At 53.7% G+C, this 22468-nt stretch carries 21 protein-coding genes; 7 read left to right on the top strand and 14 right to left on the bottom strand.

Going from position 1 to position 22468, the window contains the following annotated elements:
* Positions 1–5: 5 nt before the first annotated feature.
* From ACOOFE_RS14280 to motA, 8 genes are all read right to left on the bottom strand, one after another.
* Positions 6–407 carry a DUF423 domain-containing protein gene (locus ACOOFE_RS14280; protein ID WP_420410672.1) on the bottom strand — a complete coding sequence of 134 codons (402 nt, stop codon included), beginning with the start codon at positions 405–407 and terminating at the stop codon, positions 6–8.
* 63 nt (positions 408–470) lie between these two features.
* The gene (locus tag ACOOFE_RS14275) at positions 471–917 is read right to left on the bottom strand and encodes a hypothetical protein (protein WP_420410671.1); all 447 of its coding nucleotides are present in this window, start codon (positions 915–917) and stop codon (positions 471–473) included.
* Between the two features lie 26 nt (positions 918–943).
* Positions 944–2020, bottom strand: coding sequence for a flagellar biosynthesis protein FlhB (flhB, locus tag ACOOFE_RS14270; RefSeq protein WP_420410670.1), 1077 nt, complete (start codon positions 2018–2020; stop codon positions 944–946).
* A gap of 55 nt (positions 2021–2075) precedes the next feature.
* A complete protein-coding gene (locus ACOOFE_RS14265; protein ID WP_420410669.1) occupies positions 2076–3140 on the bottom strand; it encodes a flagellar motor switch protein FliG in 1065 nt (354 codons plus the stop codon).
* Between the two features lie 68 nt (positions 3141–3208).
* Positions 3209–3601, bottom strand: coding sequence for a flagellar motor switch protein FliN (gene fliN / locus ACOOFE_RS14260; RefSeq protein WP_141186935.1), 393 nt, complete (start codon positions 3599–3601; stop codon positions 3209–3211).
* Entirely contained in the window at positions 3601–4164 is a 564-nt protein-coding gene (locus ACOOFE_RS14255) for a hypothetical protein (RefSeq protein ID WP_420410668.1), read from the bottom strand. Before ACOOFE_RS14255 ends, fliN begins: the two co-directional genes overlap by 1 nt.
* Positions 4145–5104 (bottom strand): flagellar motor switch protein FliM, encoded by a 960-nt coding sequence (locus ACOOFE_RS14250; RefSeq protein WP_141186934.1) that lies wholly within the window; start codon positions 5102–5104, stop codon positions 4145–4147. The genes ACOOFE_RS14255 and ACOOFE_RS14250 overlap by 20 nt, the downstream gene beginning before the upstream one ends.
* A 3-nt stretch (positions 5105–5107) precedes the next feature.
* Complete coding sequence (gene motA / locus ACOOFE_RS14245; RefSeq protein WP_420410667.1) at positions 5108–6001, bottom strand: flagellar motor stator protein MotA; 894 nt, start codon at positions 5999–6001, stop codon at positions 5108–5110.
* 434 nt (positions 6002–6435) lie between these two features.
* Between motA and ACOOFE_RS14240 the strand changes: the two genes are divergently transcribed.
* The 7 genes from ACOOFE_RS14240 (at position 6436) to ACOOFE_RS14210 (ending at position 15590) form a co-directional block, all read left to right on the top strand.
* Positions 6436–7224, top strand: a complete 789-nt coding sequence (locus tag ACOOFE_RS14240) for a DUF1217 domain-containing protein (RefSeq protein WP_420410666.1) — start codon at positions 6436–6438, stop codon at positions 7222–7224.
* 3 nt (positions 7225–7227) lie between these two features.
* Entirely contained in the window at positions 7228–7959 is a 732-nt protein-coding gene (flgF, locus tag ACOOFE_RS14235) for a flagellar basal-body rod protein FlgF (RefSeq protein WP_420410665.1), read from the top strand.
* Entirely contained in the window at positions 7956–8711 is a 756-nt protein-coding gene (locus ACOOFE_RS14230; protein ID WP_420410664.1) for a hypothetical protein, read from the top strand. Before flgF ends, ACOOFE_RS14230 begins: the two co-directional genes overlap by 4 nt.
* Positions 8680–10026, top strand: a complete 1347-nt coding sequence (locus tag ACOOFE_RS14225; RefSeq protein ID WP_420415529.1) for a FliI/YscN family ATPase — start codon at positions 8680–8682, stop codon at positions 10024–10026. Before ACOOFE_RS14230 ends, ACOOFE_RS14225 begins: the two co-directional genes overlap by 32 nt.
* A gap of 299 nt (positions 10027–10325) precedes the next feature.
* Positions 10326–11120: a response regulator transcription factor gene (locus ACOOFE_RS14220; protein ID WP_420415528.1), complete on the top strand. Its 795-nt coding sequence runs from the start codon at positions 10326–10328 to the stop codon at positions 11118–11120.
* A gap of 620 nt (positions 11121–11740) precedes the next feature.
* On the top strand, positions 11741–13345 hold the full coding sequence (locus tag ACOOFE_RS14215) for a sensor histidine kinase (protein WP_420415527.1): 1605 nt from the start codon (positions 11741–11743) through the stop codon (positions 13343–13345).
* A gap of 7 nt (positions 13346–13352) precedes the next feature.
* Complete coding sequence (locus ACOOFE_RS14210; protein ID WP_420415526.1) at positions 13353–15590, top strand: EAL domain-containing protein; 2238 nt, start codon at positions 13353–13355, stop codon at positions 15588–15590.
* Between the two features lie 99 nt (positions 15591–15689).
* Here ACOOFE_RS14210 and ACOOFE_RS14205 read toward each other — a convergent pair whose 3' ends face one another.
* The 6 genes from ACOOFE_RS14205 to ACOOFE_RS14180 all read right to left on the bottom strand — a co-directional run bounded on the left by ACOOFE_RS14205 (position 15690) and on the right by ACOOFE_RS14180 (position 22368).
* Positions 15690–16376 (bottom strand): alpha/beta hydrolase, encoded by a 687-nt coding sequence (locus ACOOFE_RS14205; RefSeq protein WP_420415525.1) that lies wholly within the window; start codon positions 16374–16376, stop codon positions 15690–15692.
* A gap of 515 nt (positions 16377–16891) precedes the next feature.
* Positions 16892–18097, bottom strand: coding sequence for a gephyrin-like molybdotransferase Glp (gene glp, locus ACOOFE_RS14200; RefSeq protein WP_420415524.1), 1206 nt, complete (start codon positions 18095–18097; stop codon positions 16892–16894).
* Positions 18097–18609, bottom strand: coding sequence for a cyclic pyranopterin monophosphate synthase MoaC (gene moaC, locus ACOOFE_RS14195; RefSeq protein ID WP_420415523.1), 513 nt, complete (start codon positions 18607–18609; stop codon positions 18097–18099). Before moaC ends, glp begins: the two co-directional genes overlap by 1 nt.
* 7 nt (positions 18610–18616) lie before the next feature.
* Positions 18617–19429 carry an indole-3-glycerol phosphate synthase TrpC gene (gene trpC / locus ACOOFE_RS14190; RefSeq protein WP_420415522.1) on the bottom strand — a complete coding sequence of 271 codons (813 nt, stop codon included), beginning with the start codon at positions 19427–19429 and terminating at the stop codon, positions 18617–18619.
* Between the two features lie 4 nt (positions 19430–19433).
* Entirely contained in the window at positions 19434–20447 is a 1014-nt protein-coding gene (trpD, locus tag ACOOFE_RS14185) for an anthranilate phosphoribosyltransferase (RefSeq protein WP_420415521.1), read from the bottom strand.
* Between the two features lies 1 nt (position 20448).
* The gene (locus tag ACOOFE_RS14180) at positions 20449–22368 is read right to left on the bottom strand and encodes a SurA N-terminal domain-containing protein (protein ID WP_420415520.1); all 1920 of its coding nucleotides are present in this window, start codon (positions 22366–22368) and stop codon (positions 20449–20451) included.
* Positions 22369–22468 lie beyond the last annotated feature (100 nt).

The raw sequence follows: 22468 nt of genomic DNA, 5'->3' as shown, positions 1-22468 counted from the left end.
GGAGTTTATTTCGGATGGACGCGGATCGCGCTTAAGGCTAGTGCGATCCATCCTAAAATAATCAGCATGCCGCCTGTTGGGGCCGCCATGGCAAACAGCCGGCCGCCGACAAAAACGCGCGCGATCAAATCGCCGCTGAACAAAAAGATCCCGCCAACCATCAATAGGAAAACGACCGGGAGAAACGGCACACGGCGCGCTTGCGCCAACAGGCCAAGACCCAAAAGAACCGGGGCGTGAAACAACAGCATTTGAGCCGATGTTTTTAAAAGACCGCTTGAATCTGCGTGCGCCGACAGCGCCAGCAGCGTCACTCCCGCTGCGCCGATCAAACCGCTGAGGATGATCGACATCCGCAAGAGTTTTGATGTTGGTGCGGGCTCAGAATTCGGCGCTTGGGCGGTCATGGATAAAAGCTTCTCGTTCCTAGAGTATTTCCCGATTGGATAGGCTCATACCTGCAAGAGAATTTACTTCAGCCGGGCATCTTTCAAAGCCTCGAGCATAAGCTCGGTTTCCCGTTCCGGGTCGCCGCCAGCTTCAGGAATTTCCACATAAGATACGGTCACCGAGTTATCGGGCGACGCCAATATGACGGTGAAGTAAATCCAAACGCCTTTGTTCAGGAACTCCAGATCCAGTTTGATCTGCGGACGTGTCGTCCAATCCAAATCAGCTTGGCCGGCCATGGAATAACGCAGCGTATCTTCTTTGAAGAAGAGCTCGGCGGAGGTTTTCACCAGATCCGCTATGTTGGCGTGCTGTTCCAGTCGGATGTAGGCTGCTAAATCTAGGACATCGACCAGCTTCAGATCCTCGATAAAGCCGGTCAGTGTTTCCGCAATTGCGGTCTGACGTTTGCGGTTTCTCAGATCCATAGCCGGTTCCACAGCGGCCGCCCCGCGCGGGTTAGTCATGTCCAAGCCCTCCAGAATTCAACGCTTTATACAGCGGTCTTGGATTGGCGTGAATAAACGAAACAGATAATTTCCGCAACGGCGCGATAGAACTCCGGCGGGATCATCCGCTCAACTTCTGTGGCCGCATAAAGTGATCGGGCCAACTGACGATCCTCGATCACCGGAATGTTGTTCGTTTCTGCGATTTCACGGATTTTTAGGGCGATCAGATCTTGCCCTTTGGCGACAACCATGGGAGCTGGGTTCTTTTCTCCGTCATACTTGAGGGCAACGGCATAGTGCGTCGGATTGGCCACCACCAATGTCGCCTCCGGCACGGCTGACATCATCCGGCCACGGGCCCGGTCGCGGGCCAGTGATCGCTGCCGGGCCTTGACGATCGGGTCGCCTTCCATCTGTTTGTGTTCGTCCTTGATCTCCTGTTTGGTCATGCGCAGGTTCCTCCGCCAATGCGATCTGGACCAAAGGACATCCACGGTCACCAGCAGGATCGTCACGATGCAGACGCCGGAAACCAGCCGCAGGGAGATCTGCAGGATGGTTTCGGGAAGGGCGCTTGGGTCGGTGAACATGGCGTTGATCAAATCCGCTTCATGAGTGCGGAACTGGCCGTAGGCCACCGCGCTGACCGCGCTGAACTTGAAAACGGCCTTAAGAAATTCGACCAAGCCCTGGGCGCCGAATATCCGCGTCCAACCTTTTTTGAGCGACAGTTTGCTGAGTTCGGGTTTGATCCGGTTGGGAACAATGCGCGGCTTGTTCTGGAGGAACGCCGATGCCAAGCCTGCTGCCGACAGAATAGCGATGATTGGCGCCATGAACAGGCCCACTTTGATGGACAAGCTGTGTGACAGCATGAGTGCATCTGCGCTGTTACCAAGGTCCAATCCTCCCGATAAATCCAGGAGATGCGCCAAGTCTGAAACCAGCTGGCGCACTCCAGCTGTTAAAGCAAAACCACCGATCAGCAGGGTTGCGAGAAACATGGCGAGGACCGGTGCCTCTTTGGAGACAGGCGTGTTGCCTTTCTCAATCGCATCCTGGATTTTCTTCTCAGTAGGTTCCTCTGTTTTTGAGTCCTTATCTGCTTCCTCCGACATGGGTCCGCGTTTTCCCTACACTGGCAGACCGTCGGAGCCATTAAGGCGGTATTGCTCAGGCAAAAAACGCCCCTTCGTCCTGTTTCGGATTGAGCTCGATTTCGCCGCGCCCAGCCATTTCCAACGCGAGGTTGGTGATCGAACTGCGTGCCTCCAGGACATCGCGTTGCGCGGCCGGTTCGCCAGCTGCCAGCTCGTGCTCGGCAATCCTTCGGGCGCGCGAAGTCATTGACGACAGCACCACTTCGCGGAACTCTGCGGTTGTGCCTTTTAAGGCCAGAACAATCCGATCGGCCGGGATCTGGTCAAAGATCGCCATGCGAGTGCGGGCATTGAGGTTGGAAATGTCGTCAAAGGTGAACAGCAGACCTTTCAGGAGTTCGGCCGTCTTCGGTTTAATCTCATTGAGGTTTTCAAGCGCATCCTCCATGTGATCGCGCTCCATCTTGTTCAATATATCCGCCATGCGGGCATGGGAGTCGGCTTCCAGCGTTCCGGACAAATTGAGCATGAAGTCTTCATGCAGGGTTTTTTCCACGTCGCGCATAATTTCCGGAACAACAGCCTTGATCGAGAGCATCCGCCGAACGAGCTGGTTACGCATATCGGCACTGACGTGGCTGAGAACCTTCGCAGCTGCGCTTGGTTTGATTTTGGTCAGAATGAGCGCGGCCGTCTGCGGGTGTTCCTTGAGCAGGTAATTGGCAAAGACGGTTTCGGACACAGTTGTCAACCGGTCCCATATCGAGCGGTTGGAGTTGCCGTGAACATCTGACATGATGTCAGCCAATTCCTCGTCTGGCAAAACGCCCTCGAGCATTTTTTCGACTTCATTGGCCGATCCGAACAAGGTGGTGCCATTGGAAAACTGATCGATGAAGTCTTCCGCCAGTTTGTCCAATTCCGTTGATGCGACCGTCCCAAGCTGGGCCGCACTCATCGTAATCATTCGGATTTCTTCCTGATCGAAGTGGCGCAGCAGCCGTTGCGAACTGGTGCGTCCAAGCGACAAGAGCAGGGCGGCAACACGCTGAACCCCATTTAGGCGCCGAACCGGTGGCGCCGGCGGTTTGGGTATGGCGGCTGCAGGCGCCGGAGCAGCTGTGGCTGGGCTTGTCATTCTTGCATGATCCTCAAAAAGGAGCCTGGGCAATTCGTTTGTTTTAAGGACTGGCCGGTGACCAGACCTCAGATTTCGAGAGGGCTGGTCTGGGAGCTGATGATCTCGGTCAGAGACACGCCGAACCGGGAGTTATCATCTTCCACGACAACCACTTCGCCGCGGGCAATAACACGGCCGTTGACAACAATATCGATTGGTTCACCGACCCGGTGGTTGAGCGGAATGACGGCACCGCGCCCGAGTTTCAGAAGATTGGAAACCAGCATTGTTGCCGAGCCCAAAACCACTTGGATATTGACCGGAATACCGAGAATGGTGTCGAGGTTGCGGTCATCACCCATTGTGTCATCTGCGCCGGTTTTCTCCGGAGCTTCGACGGTGGCGAAATTGGCCGCTCCCGCCGGCTTAATGGTTGCGCCGGTTTCAACATCAACGTTTTCGATAATCGTGTCGGACATTAGAAAGTATCCTTTTGGTTCATTGAGACGGAGCGGAACGGGCTTCCAAGTGTGTTGTCGATTTTATGGACCCGGGTCGGTGTTTTAGGACCGCCGGTCCCCCGGTGAATAACCGGTGCATCTTGTGGGGAGCTTGCCGAATCTGGTGCTGAACGATGAGCTGGGTCGACATCGCCGCCATAAAGCTCCAAATCGTCCCGGGTTGGCGTGAATCTATCCGCTTTCTGCATGAGCGCCGTAGACTTGGAGAGTTCCTTGAGTTCGGCCTTAAGGACCGACTGCTGGCGCTTGGCTTCGCGGGTCAGCGCGTCAATTTCTGCGATCAAATCGCGTGCATCATCCATCCGGCTGCCGAGCGCGTTTAGGATCTGAGCGCCTTTGACATTGATTTCCTGAATGGAGACTTCAATGCCGTCCAGGGCCAGAGCCGTCTGATCAAAGATGCGCTGATAGTCTTCATGGTAAGAGCCCAGGCGGCGCAGATCTTTGTGCATCTGCACCATGCGGATGGTGGTTACGACCAGTGCCAGCAGCAGCACACCGTCAACGATTGCGGAGATCATCGAAAAGATCCTTTTCTTCCTCGTGGATGAGTTCTTCGATCTGCAGAGTGTAGGATCCGTCCAATTGTCCGAGCTGGCAGGTAAAGATCGGCTGTTCGTTGCAGGCCAGCGTCACCGGCGTGCGGGCTGTTGCCTGCAATTCAATCACTTGGCCGACTTCCAGATTGGACAGGTCCCCGAGGTTCATTTCGCGTTCTTCGAGGATCGCTTCCAGCTTGACCTCAGTTCTCTGGATCTCGTTGTGGAAATGCTGCGTCCATTGTTTGTCCCGGCCGGACATTTCTCCGGAAAGGACTTGAGACAGGCGTTGGCGGAGCGGGTTCAAGGTCGCATGCGGCAACACTACGAAGACTTCACCGCCGCGCCCGATGGCCTGCTGCAAGAGCCGTCCGACGACTGCTGGATTGTTGCTGCGGCCGACAACGGCAAAGTCCATGCGGCTTTCGATCCGCTCGATCTTCAGCGTAGTTTCCGCGATCGGTGCGAACGATTCTGCCAAAGCTTTGGCCGCGACTTCAAATATTGTCCGGGCAATTCGCGTTTCGATGTTGGAAAATGGCCGTTCTTCGTCAACCGGAGGCTCCGTGCCGTCGGCACCAAACAGGACATCGACGAGCGTGAATATGAAATCTCGGTCGAAGCCGACGAGAACCCGGGCGTCCCATTCCGGCGAATAGAGCACGGCGACAAGAGCGTTAGATTCAAACTCCTCCAGAACATCGCCGATCCGGCTATTTTCGACATAACTGACCGAAATATAGGACGGTGAAGGAGACTTCTGGCGCATCACGTCGGCCATCAGGCGGGCCATCCGGTCAAACACCACCGGCAGCATGGGTAACCGGTCGACCGAAATTCCAGCTGCATCCAGGAGGCGGTCCGTGATCATTGCCCGTTCGGAATTGGTCGCGGCAGACGTATCAATTGCTTCGTCGAGCATGGTTTAAGCAGCTCCCTGGAGGTCGGGCGCTGTGCTATCAGCCGCGCCGGCGCTCATGGTTTCATTTTCAACTTCATCGATTGTCGGACGGTCGTAACCGGAAATGGTCTTGCGGCCGTGCTCCAGGGCGATTTGCGGATCGGCGCCGTTCATGAACGCAAGCAGGGTCTGTTTGACCACGATGTAAGTCCGCAACCTGGTTTCGCGAACAGATTTGATCTTCGTCGCGATTGGGCCGAACAGAGAATAGGAAAAGAAAATTCCAACAAATGTGCCGACAAGCGCTGCGCCAATCAGACTGCCCAGCAGCTGGGGTGACTGGTCAATCGCGCCCATTGCTTTGATGACGCCGAGAACCGCAGCAATGATGCCAATAGCGGGTAGGGCGTCGGCGACACTGCTCATAGCGTGATACGGCTTCAGCTGATCACGATGAATGGTTTGCAGTTCCTCATCCACCAGCGCTTCGATCTCGTGCGCCCGTGCGTTTCCAACGATGATCAGGCGGAAGTAATCGCAGATGAACGTCGTCATGTTAGCATCGCGCAGCACAGACGGATATTTTTGGAAGATCGGAGATGTGCTCGGATCCTCAATATGCGGTTCAACAGCGTTGCGGCCCTTGGCTCTCAGTTCCCGCATCAAGCCGTAGAGAAGGGCGAGGACATCGAGATATTCGCGTTTGGACGGAACTGCGTTGCGAAGTGCGTCGGTGACAGCAACGGTGGTTCCAAGAATGGTCTTCATGGGATTGGCGACGACGAAAGCGCCGATGGCGACCCCCAAGACAATCACGAGTTCCCAAGGCTGCCAGAGAACCAGGACTTTACCGCCCATGGCCGCAAATCCGCCGATCAGCGATGCTCCAGCTATGAAAAGGCCAAGAATAATAGTCACCAACAGCTCCTATTGGGTGAGGTTTTGAGTGTGTTGATGACGAAACTAGGAGCTGAGACTTGCCTGAAGCTGACCGATCAGAGCGCCGGGCGAAAACGTGAAAACGTATGATGGCTTTGGGTGGTTTATCCGGATAGGCGCGCCGCGCCGCGCGATGCGGGGCATCGGGCAAGAGGTGCAATGCAGCAGATGGATCGCCAAAAGCTACCCGGAGGGCCTCTTCTCATTGGCCTGCTGACGTGCATTGCCCACCCTTATGGTGCCAGCACTACTGCGGGCTTCCCGCCTTGCCAGCAAACAAATGAGACGGGTCAAACGCTTCCACGTTTTCGCCTGGCGCTCTAAAAAACGGCCCGGCTAAGTTCGGTCAGCCTGGCGTAAGCTAGCGCGGTGAGTGTGTGATCCAAGAAATTTCCCGCTTAAAGGACGCGGATATGATCAACACACTCACTCAAGTTCAATTGGTTCGAAGCAACATGGACCGCTCACTCGAGACAATTGCATCCGATCCAACTGTTGAACGCCAGACCGAGTATTACCGGGATAACATCCGCAATATTAAGTCCGTGGAGGACTTTTTCGCTGATGACCGCATCTTTCGGTACGCTATGACAGCGATGGGCCTAGAAGATATGATTTTTGCGAAGGCCTTTATACGTAAGGTGCTGGAAGAGGGGACTGCATCCAGCGATACATTCGCGAACCAGCTTGTTGATAAGAGATACGCGGCTTTTGCAGAGACCTTCAATTTTGCAAGTTTTGGTGAGGCTGCCACATCGTTCGAGCGCACTCAGGAAGGTATTGTCGATAAATTTCATCGCCAGACCTTGGAGACTCGTGAGGGCGAATCCAATCAGGGCGTGCGGTTGGCACTCTATTTCGAACGGAATGCTTCAAACGTCACAAACGCGTACGATCTTCTCGCGGATCCAGCGTTGTCCCAAGTTGTTTATACCGCTCTGGGAATGTCAGATGAATTTGCATTGGCCGATATCGATAAACAAGCTGCCTATTTTGATGAGCGGATTGAATACGAGAAACTAAGCGAGCCCGACTATCTATCTGACTTTCTCGGCCGGTTTTCAGCGCTATACGATCTGAAAAACGGGTCACCGGCCGCAATGACGCCGACACTTGCGGTATTTGGGGCCAGTTCGGGGATTGTCTCCATGAGCGAAAGCCTTTTGTCCAGCATTCAGTCTTTCAAACTTGGGGGGAGCTGATCGATGCAATCTTCTCTTTATGTCGCATTGTCCGCCCAAGTCGCCCTGTCAAACCGTCTGGAAACCGTTTCCCGCAACGTCGCCAACATGAATACGGCTGGTTACCGGGCAGATGAAGTCAATTTCGCCGAACTGGTCTCCAAGGCCGGACCAGACAAAGTCAGCTTTTCCAGCGGTGGCGAGAGCTATATTTCCCGTCAAGGCGGCAGTCTCAACAAGACGGACAATCCCTTGGATCTCGCTGTCGAAGGTGAGGCGTGGTTTGCAATTCGAGATGGCAACGGCACATTGTCCTATACACGGGACGGGCGGCTTCATATGGCCAATGACGGCACCTTGAAGACGGTCACCGGCCAGCAGATCCTCGGTGCAGGCGGCCAGCCGATCCAACTCAATCCCGAGGCCGGAGCACTTTTGATCACGCAAAACGGCGATATCGTCCAAGGTGAAGATGAGGTTGCCGGTCAAATTGGTCTTTTCCTGATACCGGAGGATGCAAAACTCACCCGCCGGGACAATTCAGCTGTGATCCCGGACAAGCCCGTCACACCGGTTCAGGTTTTTGATAAGAACGCGGTCCGGCAAGGATATGTCGAAGGTGCCAACATCAATCCGGTCCGCGAAATGACCAAGATGATCATGATTACGCGCGCTTTTGAAAGCGCAACGAAGATGATCGACATGGGCAATCAAAGCCAGGAAAAGGCAATCCGCGAACTTGGGGCGACGTCATGACTGCGGTTGCCGGGGTGGCACCAGCGTTTGAGGATCCTTCTCCGCAGGCCGTTTATCGGCAGTACGTTGCAACCGCAAATCGGCGCGATATGGCTTCAAACTCATCTGACGCGTCTTTCGGATTTGCCGACTTTATCGATGTCATCAATCCGCTGCACCACCTCCCGGGCGTGTCGCAGCTCTACCGGGCTGCGGTCAATGATCAGATTTCCGAGGAAGCCAGCTACACTGGCAAAGCTCTTTACGGGTTCGCCCTGGGCGGTCCTATCGGCGTCGGTCTGATAATGGCGTTCGATGCCTTGAGTGGACAAAAAGGCGGTGCACAGGAGGTAGGGCCAGCCGGCGATGAACCTCCGCTTGCCTATGATCAGAGTTCGCCGGATGGCCCCGAAAACACACCTCCATCAAAACCGGGTCAGGCGCAAAATGTTACAAACGCCGGTTTATTGGGTGAGACCGTTGCTGCTGCAACGCAAGACGCGGCCGGTTTGCCGTTCGATTTAACCCAGTTTGGGAACATTGTTGGGAGCACCGCAGCTTTAGAGGCGGCCTCACAATTGAAGATACCGGAACCGGGGCGGGTCACCAGTGTTCCAGATTTGGAAAGTGTTGAAGCGGCGGTAAAACAAAAATTGCCGGATCAAGACGAACTCGCTCGGCTTGCCACACATAAATCCAATCACTTGTCCCTTGATGTCTTAAAAATCCTTCAGGAGCGCCATGCAAAGCTCACAGCATCTGAACAGTCTTGATCAGATCACTGCCTCTCTGGCAGCCCTGGAAACAGAAGTCGGTCAAGTCAAATTGAGTGGCCAGGTAACCCAAGTCTCCGCCGAAGCCATTCGGGTGTCTGGACTGTCGCGTGTTGTCTGTTTGGGAGATCTTGTCCAATTTGAAGGCCGCTCCGGTTTGCGTCAGGGCGAGATTATCCGTTTGGAACAAAAGGATGTTGTGGTCAAACCAATGGAGCGGGTCTCCGATATCGGCATCGGCAGCACAGCCTCTGTCATGGGAGGTCTGGCGATCCACCCGGACATAAGCTGGCGCGGTCGGATCATCAACGCGCTGGGAGACCCGATCGACGGAAAGGGAAGCTTGCATCACGGTGTCGAGGCTTTTCTGCTGGACCGGGCACCTCCGCCGGCAATGAACCGGGAAAAAATCTCTGAAGGGGTAAAAACCGGCGTCCGGGTGATCGACTTGTTTACACCGCTTTGTGTTGGTCAGCGCATTGGTGTCTTTGCAGGTTCTGGTGTGGGTAAATCCACATTGCTTGGAATGTTGGCAGGGTTCGGTGACTTCGACACAGTGGTTGTCGGCCTTGTTGGGGAACGTGGAAGGGAAGTCCGGGAGTTTATTGACGACATTCTTGGAGAGACGATCAAATCTTCTGTCGTTGTTGCCTCGACTGGCGATGAAAGCGCCATGCAGCGGCGCCTGGCGCCCAAAACAGCAATGAGCGTTGCGGAGTATTTCCGGGCCCAGGGCCACAAAGTCTTGCTCATTATGGATTCGGCCACCCGGTTTGCGCATGCTGCCCGCGATGTCGCCTTAGCCGCTGGCGAACCACCGGTCGCGCGCGGGTTTCCGCCAAGTGTCTTTGCAGATTTGGCGCGTTTGATCGAAAGGGCAGGGCCAGGCCATAGTGGTGAAGGCTCAATCACCGCGATATTTTCCGTCCTGATTGATGGCGATGACCACAATGACCCCGTCTCTGATACCATCCGCGGGCTGCTCGACGGGCATATTGTGCTGGACCGGAAAATCGGAGAAGGCGGCCGCTATCCGCCGGTGGAAATCCTAAAGTCAACGTCGCGGTTGGCATCGCGTGCCTGGACCGGCGAACAGCAAGAGCTGATCCACCGGATAAAGGGATTAATTTCCCAGTATGAAGACACCAAGGACCTTCGCATGATGGGCAGTTTCCAGACCGCGGGCGACGAGCAGTTGGAAAAAGCGTGCCGGTTGGTGCCCAAAATCTATGAGGCCATGCGCCAAGGCGCCCAGCAGACCGTTCCCGGAGACCCCTTTGCAGAATTGGCGCAGGCTTTGTCCGCTGACGCGTAAACCAATTTCTAATTTTCCATGTAAAAATGACAGGGAGCCGCTTTATTTTGCGGCTTTTGTCGTATATAAACTCTCAAATACAGGCCGAAAGCGCGGATCTTAGAGCTGGTAACTGATTTTATTCAATTTTTCTTTTATTTTATACGCAATACAATCGCAGATTTATTTAGTTTTTTGTGTGGATATAAGTCTCTAGCTTACCAATACTGAGCAATAAAGGCGATCTCCCTGGAAGAAATGTTGACCTCGCGACTTGGTAATTTTACCCATATTGCATCGCAACTTTAGGGGGTTTGATTATGTTTATTATCGTTGACGAGCGAGAGATCGTCACCAGCGGTTATGCTGGTGCATTCGAACGTGAAGGCTATGCTTCACTTGAACTTTTACCCACGGAATTGCCTGACTGGTTAGAAACTGGGTGTTCTAAAGATCTTGCATCTGTTGATGCGATTTTAATTGGTGAGTGCACGGAGCGGACGAGCTTTGTAAGTCAGATCAGAAGCCACTGTCCGGAAGCGCAAGTTGTTGCGCTGGAGGATACTGCCAGTTTGCAGGGCACGCTTGATCTGTTCTCAGCAGGGTTCGACGAGGTGTTGAAAAAGCCTGTGCATGTTCGCGAAATTATCGCCCGTTTCGGTGTATTCCGCCGCCGCGTAATGGCTCGGGACACCTCATCGGAAGCCGGGGCAATTGAAGTGTTCTTCGACGGCCGGGATCCAAAGGTTGGCGGTGAGGTTATGGAGTTGCCACGCCGTGAGCGCCGGATACTCGAATACCTTGTAAAAAACAAAGGCCGCCGGGTGACAAAGACACAGATTTTCAATGCGGTCTACGGTGTCATGAATGAGGGTGTAGATGAGTGCGTGGTTGAAAGCCATATCTCAAAACTGCGAAAGAAACTTAAACGTGAACTCGGTTTCGACGCGATCGAATCCACCCGTTATATCGGGTACATGTTGAAGGATAGGTCTGGGGCCAAACGGTTGGTGAGCGACCACTCCCGCGCTGCATCAGCACGGCAACCAGTTATTCCAGCCCTATCGGCCTTAAACAAACGCGAACTGGTATTGGCCGTCGAGAACGCGGTCTGACCTGCCATTGTGCTGCAGCAAGCGTTTTAGATCCCCTAAAGCTTGGTGTGTTTTAAACTGCAGCACATGGCTACTTGTTGTGGACTTTTCGAACACGAGTGATGAAATTCGGGACGTCTATCCGCCTAGTTACACAACAGGCGCTCGCGCGCATAATTGAGATTTTTGTTGGATGATTCTGCCACTTTTCCTTCGAGGCCCTACCAAGTAATCGCCAGGCTGAGACTTTTGCAGAGCCCTGCTTGGATCTCCGGAAAAACGTTCTGCAGACCGGATATTTAACCTGCCTGGCTCAAGCGTCGGCGATAATATCGAACGTGCATCCCGAAAAAATGCGAAATGAATGCCGAATATAGGCGTAAGTAACAATTGTGTTTTATGAAAAATTTAGAAAACTAGATCAAGCTCTTTAAAAAGCGCCGGGGTTGAGAAACTTGCCGAATCTGGTCCCTAAGGCCTGTCTAACGTTGTTGGAGTTAGAATGATCCGGGATTATTTTCACGGAAATGGAGTGAATTGCCTAGGCATTTGTTTCAATCTAGCCGCGCTTGACCGAGACGCGGCATACTCAAGGAAACAGCAATCCCGATGTCCATGGCTCCGATCAGGGGAGCGTTGAATTGAGCGCAAGTACCAGTACATCTTTGCCGTTCGCTGCATCTGAGATGGGGCGTAACAGTCTGTCGCGGACGTTTATTGTTTATACGCTCGGTTTGTTTGCCGTGCTTGGTGTGATTTTCATCGGCATATTAACGAAGATCACATGGGATTCTTCTCATGCCAGAGCTATCCGGGTTACCGAGGCGTTTTTTCAGGCGACCAAGCGGCCGTTCGAACGGGCTATCTGGACTGTGAACGCAGATGCGACACTGCAGCTCATTCGTGGGCTTGAGAGCTTGGAGGTTGTCGAGACGGTTTGGGTGGAAACGCCAGATACTGGCAATTTCGGTAATCCGCCATCGGAGGATAGGCGCCGGTCGGCCTTGAGCTATACTCTCAATTCCCCAAGCACGATCCTGCATAAAGATATGATCGGGCAGGTTTTTATCCTGATTGACCGGAATTCAATATCTTACGAAATTGTTTCGACGGTTGGATTTATCGTCACTGCCATTATCGTCTATCTGCTGTTGCTGGCCTTTGTGATCCGCGGCATCTTCCATCGATTGATCGGTTTACCGTTGTCGGAGATCGTGGCCTATTTATCAACACCGCGTCTGATTGAGGATCCTCCAACCCAGCCGCTAATGCCGGGCCGGGCCGACGAAATTGGTATTCTGGCCTCCAGTCTTCAATCCATGGTGCAGCGTAGACATTTGGATTTGCAAAAAATTCAAGAATACCAAACTAACCTGGAAGAACTTGTAACGCACCGAACGGAGCAACTTAAATTGGTGCAGGAAGAGCTGATCCAGGCAGATAATCTTGCTGCGCTTGGTTCTTTGGTCGCCGGTGTGTCTCATGAACTGAATACCCCGCTTGGTAACGCCTTTATGGCTGCAACCACGATCAAGGATTCAGCAACGCATTTGGATCATGAACTCGAGAAGCAAACCTTAAGTAAGGAAGTCTTGGAAGAAGAAGTGAGCCGGATTTCGGATACCGCTTCGATTATCGAAAAGACTTTGGCCCGAGCCCGTGAACTCGTTGGCAACTTCCGTCAGGTGGCTGTCGACCGGCAGAGCGAGAAGATGCGTGCGTTCAATTTCGATCATATCATTCGTGAAACGTTAGCGACGCTTCAGCCAACCTTGCAAAAAACACCTTACAAGCTTGAACTTGAGTTGGACGCTGATCAGGTCATCGACAGTTATCCTGGTGCGGTGAGCCAGCTTGTTTCCAACTTTGTCGAAAACGCTGTCAAACATGCTTATGAAGGCCGGGACTACGGCACCATTCGACTATCCTCACGGATTGAAGAGCGCGAACCTGCCGGCGGCGGCGCGGCGGAAAAACACATTGTGTTTAAGTGCCGCGATGACGGAGTTGGCATTCCGGAGAAGAATCTGAAAAAGGTGTTTGAGCCGTTTTTCACAACGAAATTCGGCAAGGGAGGATCGGGGCTCGGCATGGCAATTTGTTACCAGCTTGCAACCGAAGCCTTGAACGGTATGATTTCGGTGTCGTCCAAAGTTGGGCACGGAACGGAATTCACAATCGAAATCCCCGTTACAGAACCTGAGAACAAAAAGGCGCAAAAAACAACAAGAAAGAAGGTGCACTAAGATGGTAATGGATTTTTTAGCGCCTTCTGAGCCTAAAGTTGTCAATGAACTGGAGAAGCCGTGGAAGGTCTTGATCGTCGACGACGATCCCGATGTTCATGAAGTCACGCGCATCGCTGTATCCGGCACCAAATTCGAAAACCGGCCTTTCAGGCTTTTGCATGCCTTGTCAGCGCATGAAGCCAAGGAAATTATCAGAGAACATGACGATATCGCAGTCGCGCTTGTTGATGTGGTTATGGAAAGCGATACTGCCGGCCTAGGGCTGGTAAGTTGGCTTCGTGATGATATTGGCAATCGGTTCACCCGTCTGATTTTGCGGACTGGACAGCCCGGTTATGCGCCGCAAACAGACGTCATCATGAAGTTCGACATAGACGGGTACGCAGAAAAAGCAGAACTGTCCCGCACCAAATTGATCACAGCGATTGTCACGGCATTGCGCGGTTACAAGCTGGTTATGTCGCTTGAAACCAACCGGCGCAAATTGAAGGAACTCAATGATCATTTTGCGGAGATTGTGCAGCAAAATGCCCTGAGTGAATTTGCATCTGCGGTGTTGGAACACTTCACGGCACTGATCGGGAAACCGATTGATTGCCTTTTGTGCGGTTTCGAAACGCTTCCGGAATATGTTGGAGCCGATAAAGCCAATATTCGCGTTTTGTCCGCCCGCGGCGCGCACGAAGATAAAGTCGATCTTCCACTGGACGTGATCAGCAGCTCGGAAATCCGTCAGACTGTGCATCAATGTATTGAGACACAGGAAGTTTGCACCGGCAGTGACGGTGTGGCTCTTCCTTTGGTCACCCGCAATGGCATGTCTGGCGCACTCTTTATGGGAACGAGCTATGAGGATCTTGAAGAAACCGTCGGTTCTGAAGTGGTTCAGCTGTTTATGTCAAATGCCGCGCTTGGCTACGAAAAAACCGGGCTTCTAGAACACATCCGCAACCTTGCTTATGTCGACAGGTTGACAGGCTTGTCCACTTTCTCCGGTTTTTTGGAGGCTTACTACCGCAACACATTGACCGCTTCTAAGTTGCTCGTAGTTCATGCCGATATTCAACGCTTCCGCGTTATTGTTGATGGCATCGGTGATGAGAAGGCTTCAGGTGTTTTGAAGAAGACCGGCCATCGCTTATCCCGGACATTCCCAGATGCCTTGTCTATTGCCCGGAAAGAAAAAGACGAGTTCTTGATCCTATTAAAAGGTGGCGAGGACGAGGATATTCACGATGTGGTCGCGCGGATTGAGCGGGCTTTCCAAGAGCCAATTCGGCTTGATGACACACAATTGATGCTCCGACCGCGGCTTGGGTTTGCGCCATCGTCCGGCCCATCCGATACAGCGGAGCTTGTCGCAAGTCAGGCTTCGATTGCATTGAACGATGTCCGCCAGAACGCCAACATGAGCCATGCGGTGTTCAATCCTCAAATGCAGGAAGCGGCGTTTGAGCGCCTTCGCCTAGCGTCCCTGTTAACTGGCGGGGAGGACCAAACCGAATTCTCCGTTCACTATCAGCCGATTATGTCGGCCAAGGATGAAAGCATTGCTTCTTTTGAGGCCCTCATGCGATTCCGTACGCCTGGTGGCGCATTCCTCAACACTGCGCGGATGATTGATGCAGCTGAAACCAGCGGACTGATAACTGAAATCGGGGCCTGGATGTTCCGGACATCCTTCGCAGAATTCAGTGAAATGGATGGCGTTGGCGACCATGTGACCCTCAACGTCAATTTGTCGCCAAGACAAGTTCATGCGAAGCGGATCTACAAAGATATTGAAGATGCGGCGAACAACGCGTCGCTGCCAATCAGCCGTCTGGTTTTTGAGGTAACCGAAGGCTTGTTCTTGAGCAACGATCAAGTGACCCTTGATCTGCTTCATTGGCTCCGCAATCGTGGAGCAAAAGTGGTGATCGATGATTTTGGCACCGGGTATTCATCGCTTGCCTACCTACGCAAGCTTCCAGTCGACGGTATCAAAATCGACCGGAGTTTCATCATGTCGATGGATCAGGATCAGGATGCGTTGGCAGTTGTTAAATCGGTTATTGCGGTCGCGCAGGCACTCGATCTCAAAGTCACAGCCGAAGGCGTGGAAAACGCGGCACAGCGGCAAATCATGCAGGATCTGAACTGCACACAACTGCAGGGATATTTCTATTCCAAACCGTTGAACACAACGGATTTGAGCAGCTTCATTAGCAAAGCTGTCGGTCCGGGAGTGGCTTACGGATAATCGGGACAATTCACTTCGCAAGCAACTGGGTCAATCTGCGCCAGTAGTCCAACCATGAAACGAATGCGCACGATAAGTAGGTCCAGCGTAGCAGGCCACTCATTGATGTGTCGCGCGGTACAGCCAGCGGACCGCCCGTGTGAAATTGATTGGGAACGCGAGCGTGTGATCAATGTCGGCTATCATATTGTCGCGCACCTTTAGACTAGGAAAGTTTCGGCTTCGCAGGTTTGCCAAGAATTGGGTCTGGTCATTGTGTTCACTTGCGTATCTCCTCTCTAGATGAATCATTGCTTTTTTGTTGAGCCAGAGGGACGGACTCGAGATGATGAAGTTTCTGAAAAGCCCTGGGTTTTCGAACAACACCCATGTTGCAAAGAGGCCGCCGAATGAATGGCCCGCAGGCGTCCGCTGAGAAGGATCTGCACGGTAGTTTGTTTCAACAAACGGGATCAGTTGGTTTTCAATGAAAGTCAGATATTCACCTGCGCCGCCTGTTGGTCCGACAACGGTGTTCCAAACACTGGAGGCGTTCGGCGTATAATCCCAGGTTCGGCTTCTTTTTCCGGTTTCACCAGACGCATAGGAAATGCCAACGAGAATTATCTGTTCATAGAGATCTTCATAATCAGGGGTATGCGTAATGCCGGACGCGATCTGAAATGTGTAAGGGCCGTCATTCAGATAGACGACCGGATAGTATCTGTCTTTGTTTTGAGCAGTATAATAACCGCGAGGTGTTTTAACAAAAATAGAATAGTCGCGGCCAGTCGCCTTAGAATACACAGTTTGGATTTGGGATCTGGGAATAGAAAATCCCTGCTCTGAAGACTGCGCACTTTTGTTGGCAAGTACTGTTAGAGCGGTAAGAGCTCCTAATATGAAATGCTATAGTTTCATCCATCTATCCTCTGCAAAAGTAATAACTGAATGACTATCAACGGCACCTTCAAAAAGACCACTCTTTGAAGCATGAAGAGTGAAAACATATTGCACAGTCGAGGATCCGTGGCATCAAACGGTTCGGCCTTTTCGATGGTTCCTTTTCCGTCAGGTCTTGGGAGGGAATGCTCCGTAACTGCTCACGTGTCTTTTGTACGTCGCAGTGTTTTTCCTTGCTTGAGGAAATAGACTGGCTTCAAAACGATTTATCGTTGGATTGAGATAACAAATTAGCTTGCGAATTGGTTTTGTGGAAATGCTGGCGCGCTATTGGTCGGCGTATAGCAGGTGTCAGACACTGCAAGACATCTACCAAAAAACGCCAAAGTCCGCATAAAACGGGGCTTCTTTGCCAACTTTCAAAGAACCAGAACTGGCACGGTCGCACCAACTGGTTCGGCCGGAGCGTGGGGCGGTCGTATGATCAGTCCGCCAGATTTGGCCAAAAGCGCCAGCATGGAGCTGTCCTGTTTGGGGAATGGCGAAGCTATCAACCGGCCGTCATCGTCTTTTGACAGCTTTGCCCGCACATAATCCTGGCGCCGGTCGTTTTCGGCCAAGTCCATCGCCAGAACGGCTTCTTTAGGGCGGTTGCCTTGTTGTGGCTTTCCGGTCATGGCGGCCATTAAGGGTTTTAGAAACAACAAACCGCAGACGAGACTGGAGACGGGATTGCCGGGAAGACCAAGCACCTTTGTTTTGCCGAGCCGCCCGGCCATTAGCGGTTTGCCTGGCCGCATGGCAATCCGCCAAAAGGCAAGATCCATGCCTTCATTGCCAAGGACATCTTGTACCAGATCATGATCGCCGACGGAGGCCCCACCCAAGGTCACCAGAATATCGGCGTCTTCCCGCAGCGCCCGATTGACATGTTCGGCCAATGCCTTGGGTTCATCTGGCGATATGCCGAGATCAATCGGTTCACCGCCACAATCCTCCACCATAGCGGCAATACCGGCATGATTTGATGCAATGATCTGGTCGGGGCCGGGCTCAGTACCCGGCCGGACCAGCTCGTCCCCGGTTGCCAGAATGGCGACCTTGGGTTTGCGGACAACGGGCAGCGTGGCATGATTCATGGCAGCGGCCAGAGCCAAGTGCCGGTAGTTCAATTTGAGCGGTGGTTTTAAAAGAACATCGCCTTTTGAAAAATCCAGTCCTGCCGGGCGAACAAATGCCCCTTTTCCCGGGGCAACTTGAACCGTTATGCGGTCGCCGTCACGTTCGGCATTTTCTTGGATAAGGATTGTATCTGCGCCATCTGGAATCGGTGCCCCAGTGAAGATGCGAACCGTTTGGCCGGGTCCAACGTTTCCCGCAAAGCCGTGTCCCGCAGGGGCTTCGCCGATGACCTCAAGACTGGGCGTAGATCCAACGAGATCGTCATGCCTGATGGCGTAACCATCCATTGCAGAGGCCGCAAAGGGGGGCTGTGTCCGAGTGGAGGCGAGGGGGGCAGCCAAATAGCGGCCATTGGCTTTGGCTATGGAAACATGATCGGTGTCAAGCGGAGTGACACCCGCAAGAAGCTTCTCCAGCGCCTCGGAGACCGGCATTAGGCTCATCAGGTGCCGCCCTCGCTGCCGTCATTTTCAAGTGTCCAATGACCGGACTTGCCGCCTGCCTTTTCAACCAGGCGGATATCACCGATCACCATGCCGCGGTCGACCGCCTTGGCCATGTCATAAATTGTCAAGCAGGTCAGCGAGCAGGCGGTGAGGGCTTCCATCTCAACCCCAGTCTGGCCACTGACTTTTGTTGTCGCGGTGACGATCAGGCCAGGCAAACTGTCATCTGGTTCAATATCGACACTCACCTTGGACAACATCAGCGGATGGCAGAGAGGGATCAGTTCGTGGGTTCTTTTGGCCGCCAGAATGCCTGCTATCCGGGCAGTTCCAATAACATCACCCTTTTTGGCATTGCCGGAGCGGATCAGTTCCAGGGTTTCCGGCCGCATGGACACGCTGCCACGGGCAACAGCTATTCTATGCGTCACGGACTTTTCCGAAACATCGACCATATTGGCCGCGCCGGCTTCGTCCAGATGGGTCAAATTAGGAGTTTGGTCTGCCATTCTGCGATTACACTGCCTTGGACAAGGTCTCGCGGGCAAGAAGGGATTTGGTCGCACCTGCAACGTCGTCTTGGCGCATCAGGCTTTCCCCGATAAGGAACGTCGAAATGCCAACCTTGTTCATCCGCGCCAGATCATCCGGTGTGAACAGTCCGGATTCGCCAACGATTATCCGGTCATCTGGAATTTGCGGCGCCAACTCTTCACTGGTTTCCAGCTTGGTTTCGAAGGTTTTTAGATTGCGGTTGTTGATGCCCATAAGCGGGGAAGAGAGCTTTAGTGCCCGCTCCAGCTCTTCCGCATTGTGCACTTCGAGAAGAACATCTATGCCGAGTTCAAAGGCGGTGTCTTCAAGCGCTTTTGCGGTCGCGTCATCGATGGCTGCCAGGATGATCAAAATGCAGTCGCCACCCCAGGCCCGGGCCTCATAGACTTGATAGGGGTCATAGAGGAAATCCTTGCGCAGCGCCGGAAGGGACACAGCGTCACGAGCGGCTGGCAAAAACTCCGGTTTGCCTTGAAAGGACGGCGTGTCGGTCAAGACGGAGAGGCAGGCCGCACCGCCGTCTTCATAGGCTTTAGCCAGCAGCGGCGGGTCAAAGTCATCGCGGATCAGCCCTTTGGACGGGCTGGCTTTTTTGATTTCGGCAATTAGTGCATAATCTCCGGCCGCGTGTTTGGCCTCAATTGCTTTTTGAAAGCCGCGCGGTGCACTGACGTCCTTGATGCGTGCTTTGAGATCGTCCAAAGAGGTCTGAGCCTTGGCCGTCGCGATTTCTTCGCGTTTGTAAGCCTCGATTTTCTGTAAGATATCCGCCATCTAATTATCCGTTCGAGGCCGCAACCAATTTGTCCAATGTTACAGAGGCAGCGCCGGTGTCAATCGACCGCGCCGCCATGGCCACACCGTCCTTTAGATTGCCGACTTTGTCCGCCACCAAAAGGGATGCAGCAGAATTGAACAACACAATGTCCCGATAGGCGTTCTTTGCCCCTGCCAGTACGTCGCGCAATGCCTTGGCGTTTTCGGCTGGTGTACCGCCTTTTAGATCTTCGAGTTTTGCTTCCGGCAGCCCTGCATCGGAGGGCGTGATTTCAAATGACCGGAGCGCACCGTCGCTTAGCTCGCAGACATAGGTCGGCCCTGTCGTGGTGATTTCGTCCATGCCGTCGGAGCCATGCACGATCCAGGCTTTTTCTGAGCCAAGTTCTTTCAAAGCCTCAGCGACCGGCTCAACCCATTTGCGGTCAAAGACACCGGTCATCTGCCGCTTGACACCGGCCGGGCTGGAAAGAGGGCCAAGGAGATTAAAAATCGTCCGTGTGCCAAGTTCCATTCGTGTCGGGCCGACATTCTTCATGGCTGCATGATGGAGCGGTGCAAACATGAAACCGATCCCGGACTTATCGATGCATTCAGCGATCTTATCCGGCCCGATTTCAATGTTTATGCCAAGCTCGACCAAGGCTTCCGATGAACCGGATTTTGACGAAAGCGAGCGGTTGCCGTGTTTGGCAACCGGGACGCCGCATCCTGCGACTACAATGGCCGTGCAGGTCGAGATGTTGTAGCTGCCGGAGTTGTCGCCGCCTGTGCCCACGATATCGATGGCATCTGCAGGCGCTTCGACCGGCAGCATCTTGGCCCGCATAGTCGCGACAGCTCCGGTGACTTCAGGCACAGTTTCGCCGCGTACGCGCAGGGCCATTAGGAACCCGCCTAGTTGCGACGGGGTGGCCGAGCCGCTCAAGATGATATCGAACGCGTTTCGCGCTTCATCGAAGCTCAAAGACTGGCCATCAGCGACCTTTGCAATAAAGTCCTTAAAACCCAGCATTCTACATTCCGTAGCTGTTGTGAGCGGTGCCGTCCTGGTTGAGGCCGATGACCTGAGCGATACCGGCATCGTTGATTTCTATGCCTGCACGGTTTTCCTGTTCTGAAATGAACAGATTGACCAAGGATCGCTGGAATTGCTCAGACAACTGATTTTTAAGTGCCTGGGCTTCAGGTGAAGCTGCATCAAAATCCGGAATGGATGTGGCTGCGACTTTCAGGATAACCCGGCCATTGCCATCGGCCGACGCTGCGGACGCAACTGTTCCTGTTGGGCCTTCAAAGACGGCGCTCAAGGCTTCCCGTCCAAGGTCGCCGGTCGGCTCTGAACGGGTTACACCTTCTGCATTTTGAACAGACAGGCTTTCTTCGGCGGCCAGGTCAGCAAGAGACGTGCCGCTTTCTGCCTTTGCCAGCACTTCGGTGGCTTTAGCGCTCAAGCGTTCGTTCAGCTGATCTTCTTTCCAGGCCGTCACGACATCTGCGCGGACTTCGTCCAGATCGCGGTCACGAACCGGGGTTACCTTAGTGACGTCATACCAGAGGTAGCCACGTGAGCCGATTTGAAGAACGTCGTTTTCAACGCCTATGTCGCTTTCAAAAATTCCAGCCAGGAGCCCATCAGCATCTGGAAGAATTGCGTCCGTCCCGACGGTGGATTTCCCGGCACTGTCAAAAGACCCAGTGGATTTGACCGGGAGGGAAAAACGTTCCCCGATCTCATCAAGAAGTGCGCCACCTGCGCGGGCATCTTCGATTTCGTCGAGAAGATCGAGAATTTCGCGCTCGGCTTGCTCAAGAGAGAGCTCTTCGATCAGCTCGGCCTTCACGTCAGCAAACGGCGTCGTGCTGGCCGGAAGAATTTCTTCAACATTGACAATGACTGTTGAGAACCGGCCTTCAACCGCTCCGCTGGATTGGCCAGCGCCAAGTCCGAAGACGGCTTCGCCAATGGCTTCATCAAGAAAATCGGTCCGAGCCATCACGCCGAGCGCGACGTCGTTGTTGCTGAGGTTCCGGTCAGCCATCACATCCGCAAAGGACTTGCCGCCAGCCAGTTCATCGGCAGCTGTTTTGGCGTCGTCTGCGGAGTTGAATGACATCTGGCGGACGCGGCGGCGCTCAGGTTCAGCATAGTTGCCGATCCGGCGGTCATACTCTGCCTTGGCATCTTCTTCGGTAATGTCTTCCGGGCGGGCAAGTGCGGATGGGACAAGTTCGACATATTTGATTTCCCGGTACTCCGGTGCGCGGAAACCTGTCTTGTTGTCTTCATAGTAGGCCGCCAGCGCATCATCTGCCGGCTCTTCGATCTCGCCGATCTGATCTGCCGTGATAACCAGGTAATCAACGGTCCGCGTTTCGCGCTGATAAGCATCCAGGGCTGCCAGATAGGCTGTTGGTGCAGTCATGCCGCCAGACAGGCCTTGGACCATCTGGTTACGCTCTGCGCCATTGCGCCGTTCGATGACATATTCATCTTCGCGGTAGCCGTTGGCCCGGAGGACTTGCTGGAGTCGGCCGCGTTCGTAGCGTCCTGTGGCGCCGACAAAGGCCGGATCCGCCTGAATGATGGCAGCGAGGCGGTCATCGGAAACACCGAGCTTTAGGTCGGTCGCCGCATTGCTCATGGCAGCTTCTGCAACCAACCGGCCAAGAGCTTGTTGTGGAATGCCAAGCTGCGTGCCTTCAATTGGGGTGAGGGGGCGTCCAAGCTGCTGGCCGATCCGGTTCAAATCCTGGCGGTATGCCCGGTCGAATTCCATCAAGGAGACTTCGGTTTCTCCAACCGTGGCCGCTGTGTTTTGGCCGAATCCTTGCAGGAAGTCGGTCACACCCCAGATAGCGAAGCTGAAGATCAGCAAGGCGATGAACAGTTTTGCCAACCAGGTACCAGCGCCCTTGCGCAATGCGTCAAGCATGACGTCTCCCGTTTCTTTCTTTTCATTCGGCCCGGACGTAGGGCCGCTGCCCGGCTTCAGACGAAGCGGGCGGATCATAATGAGGCCTTCTTATACGAGC

The organism is Roseibium sp., from assembly GCF_965216085.1.
Classification (GTDB): domain Bacteria; phylum Pseudomonadota; class Alphaproteobacteria; order Rhizobiales; family Stappiaceae; genus Roseibium.
This window is presented reverse-complemented; position numbering and strand designations above follow the sequence as displayed.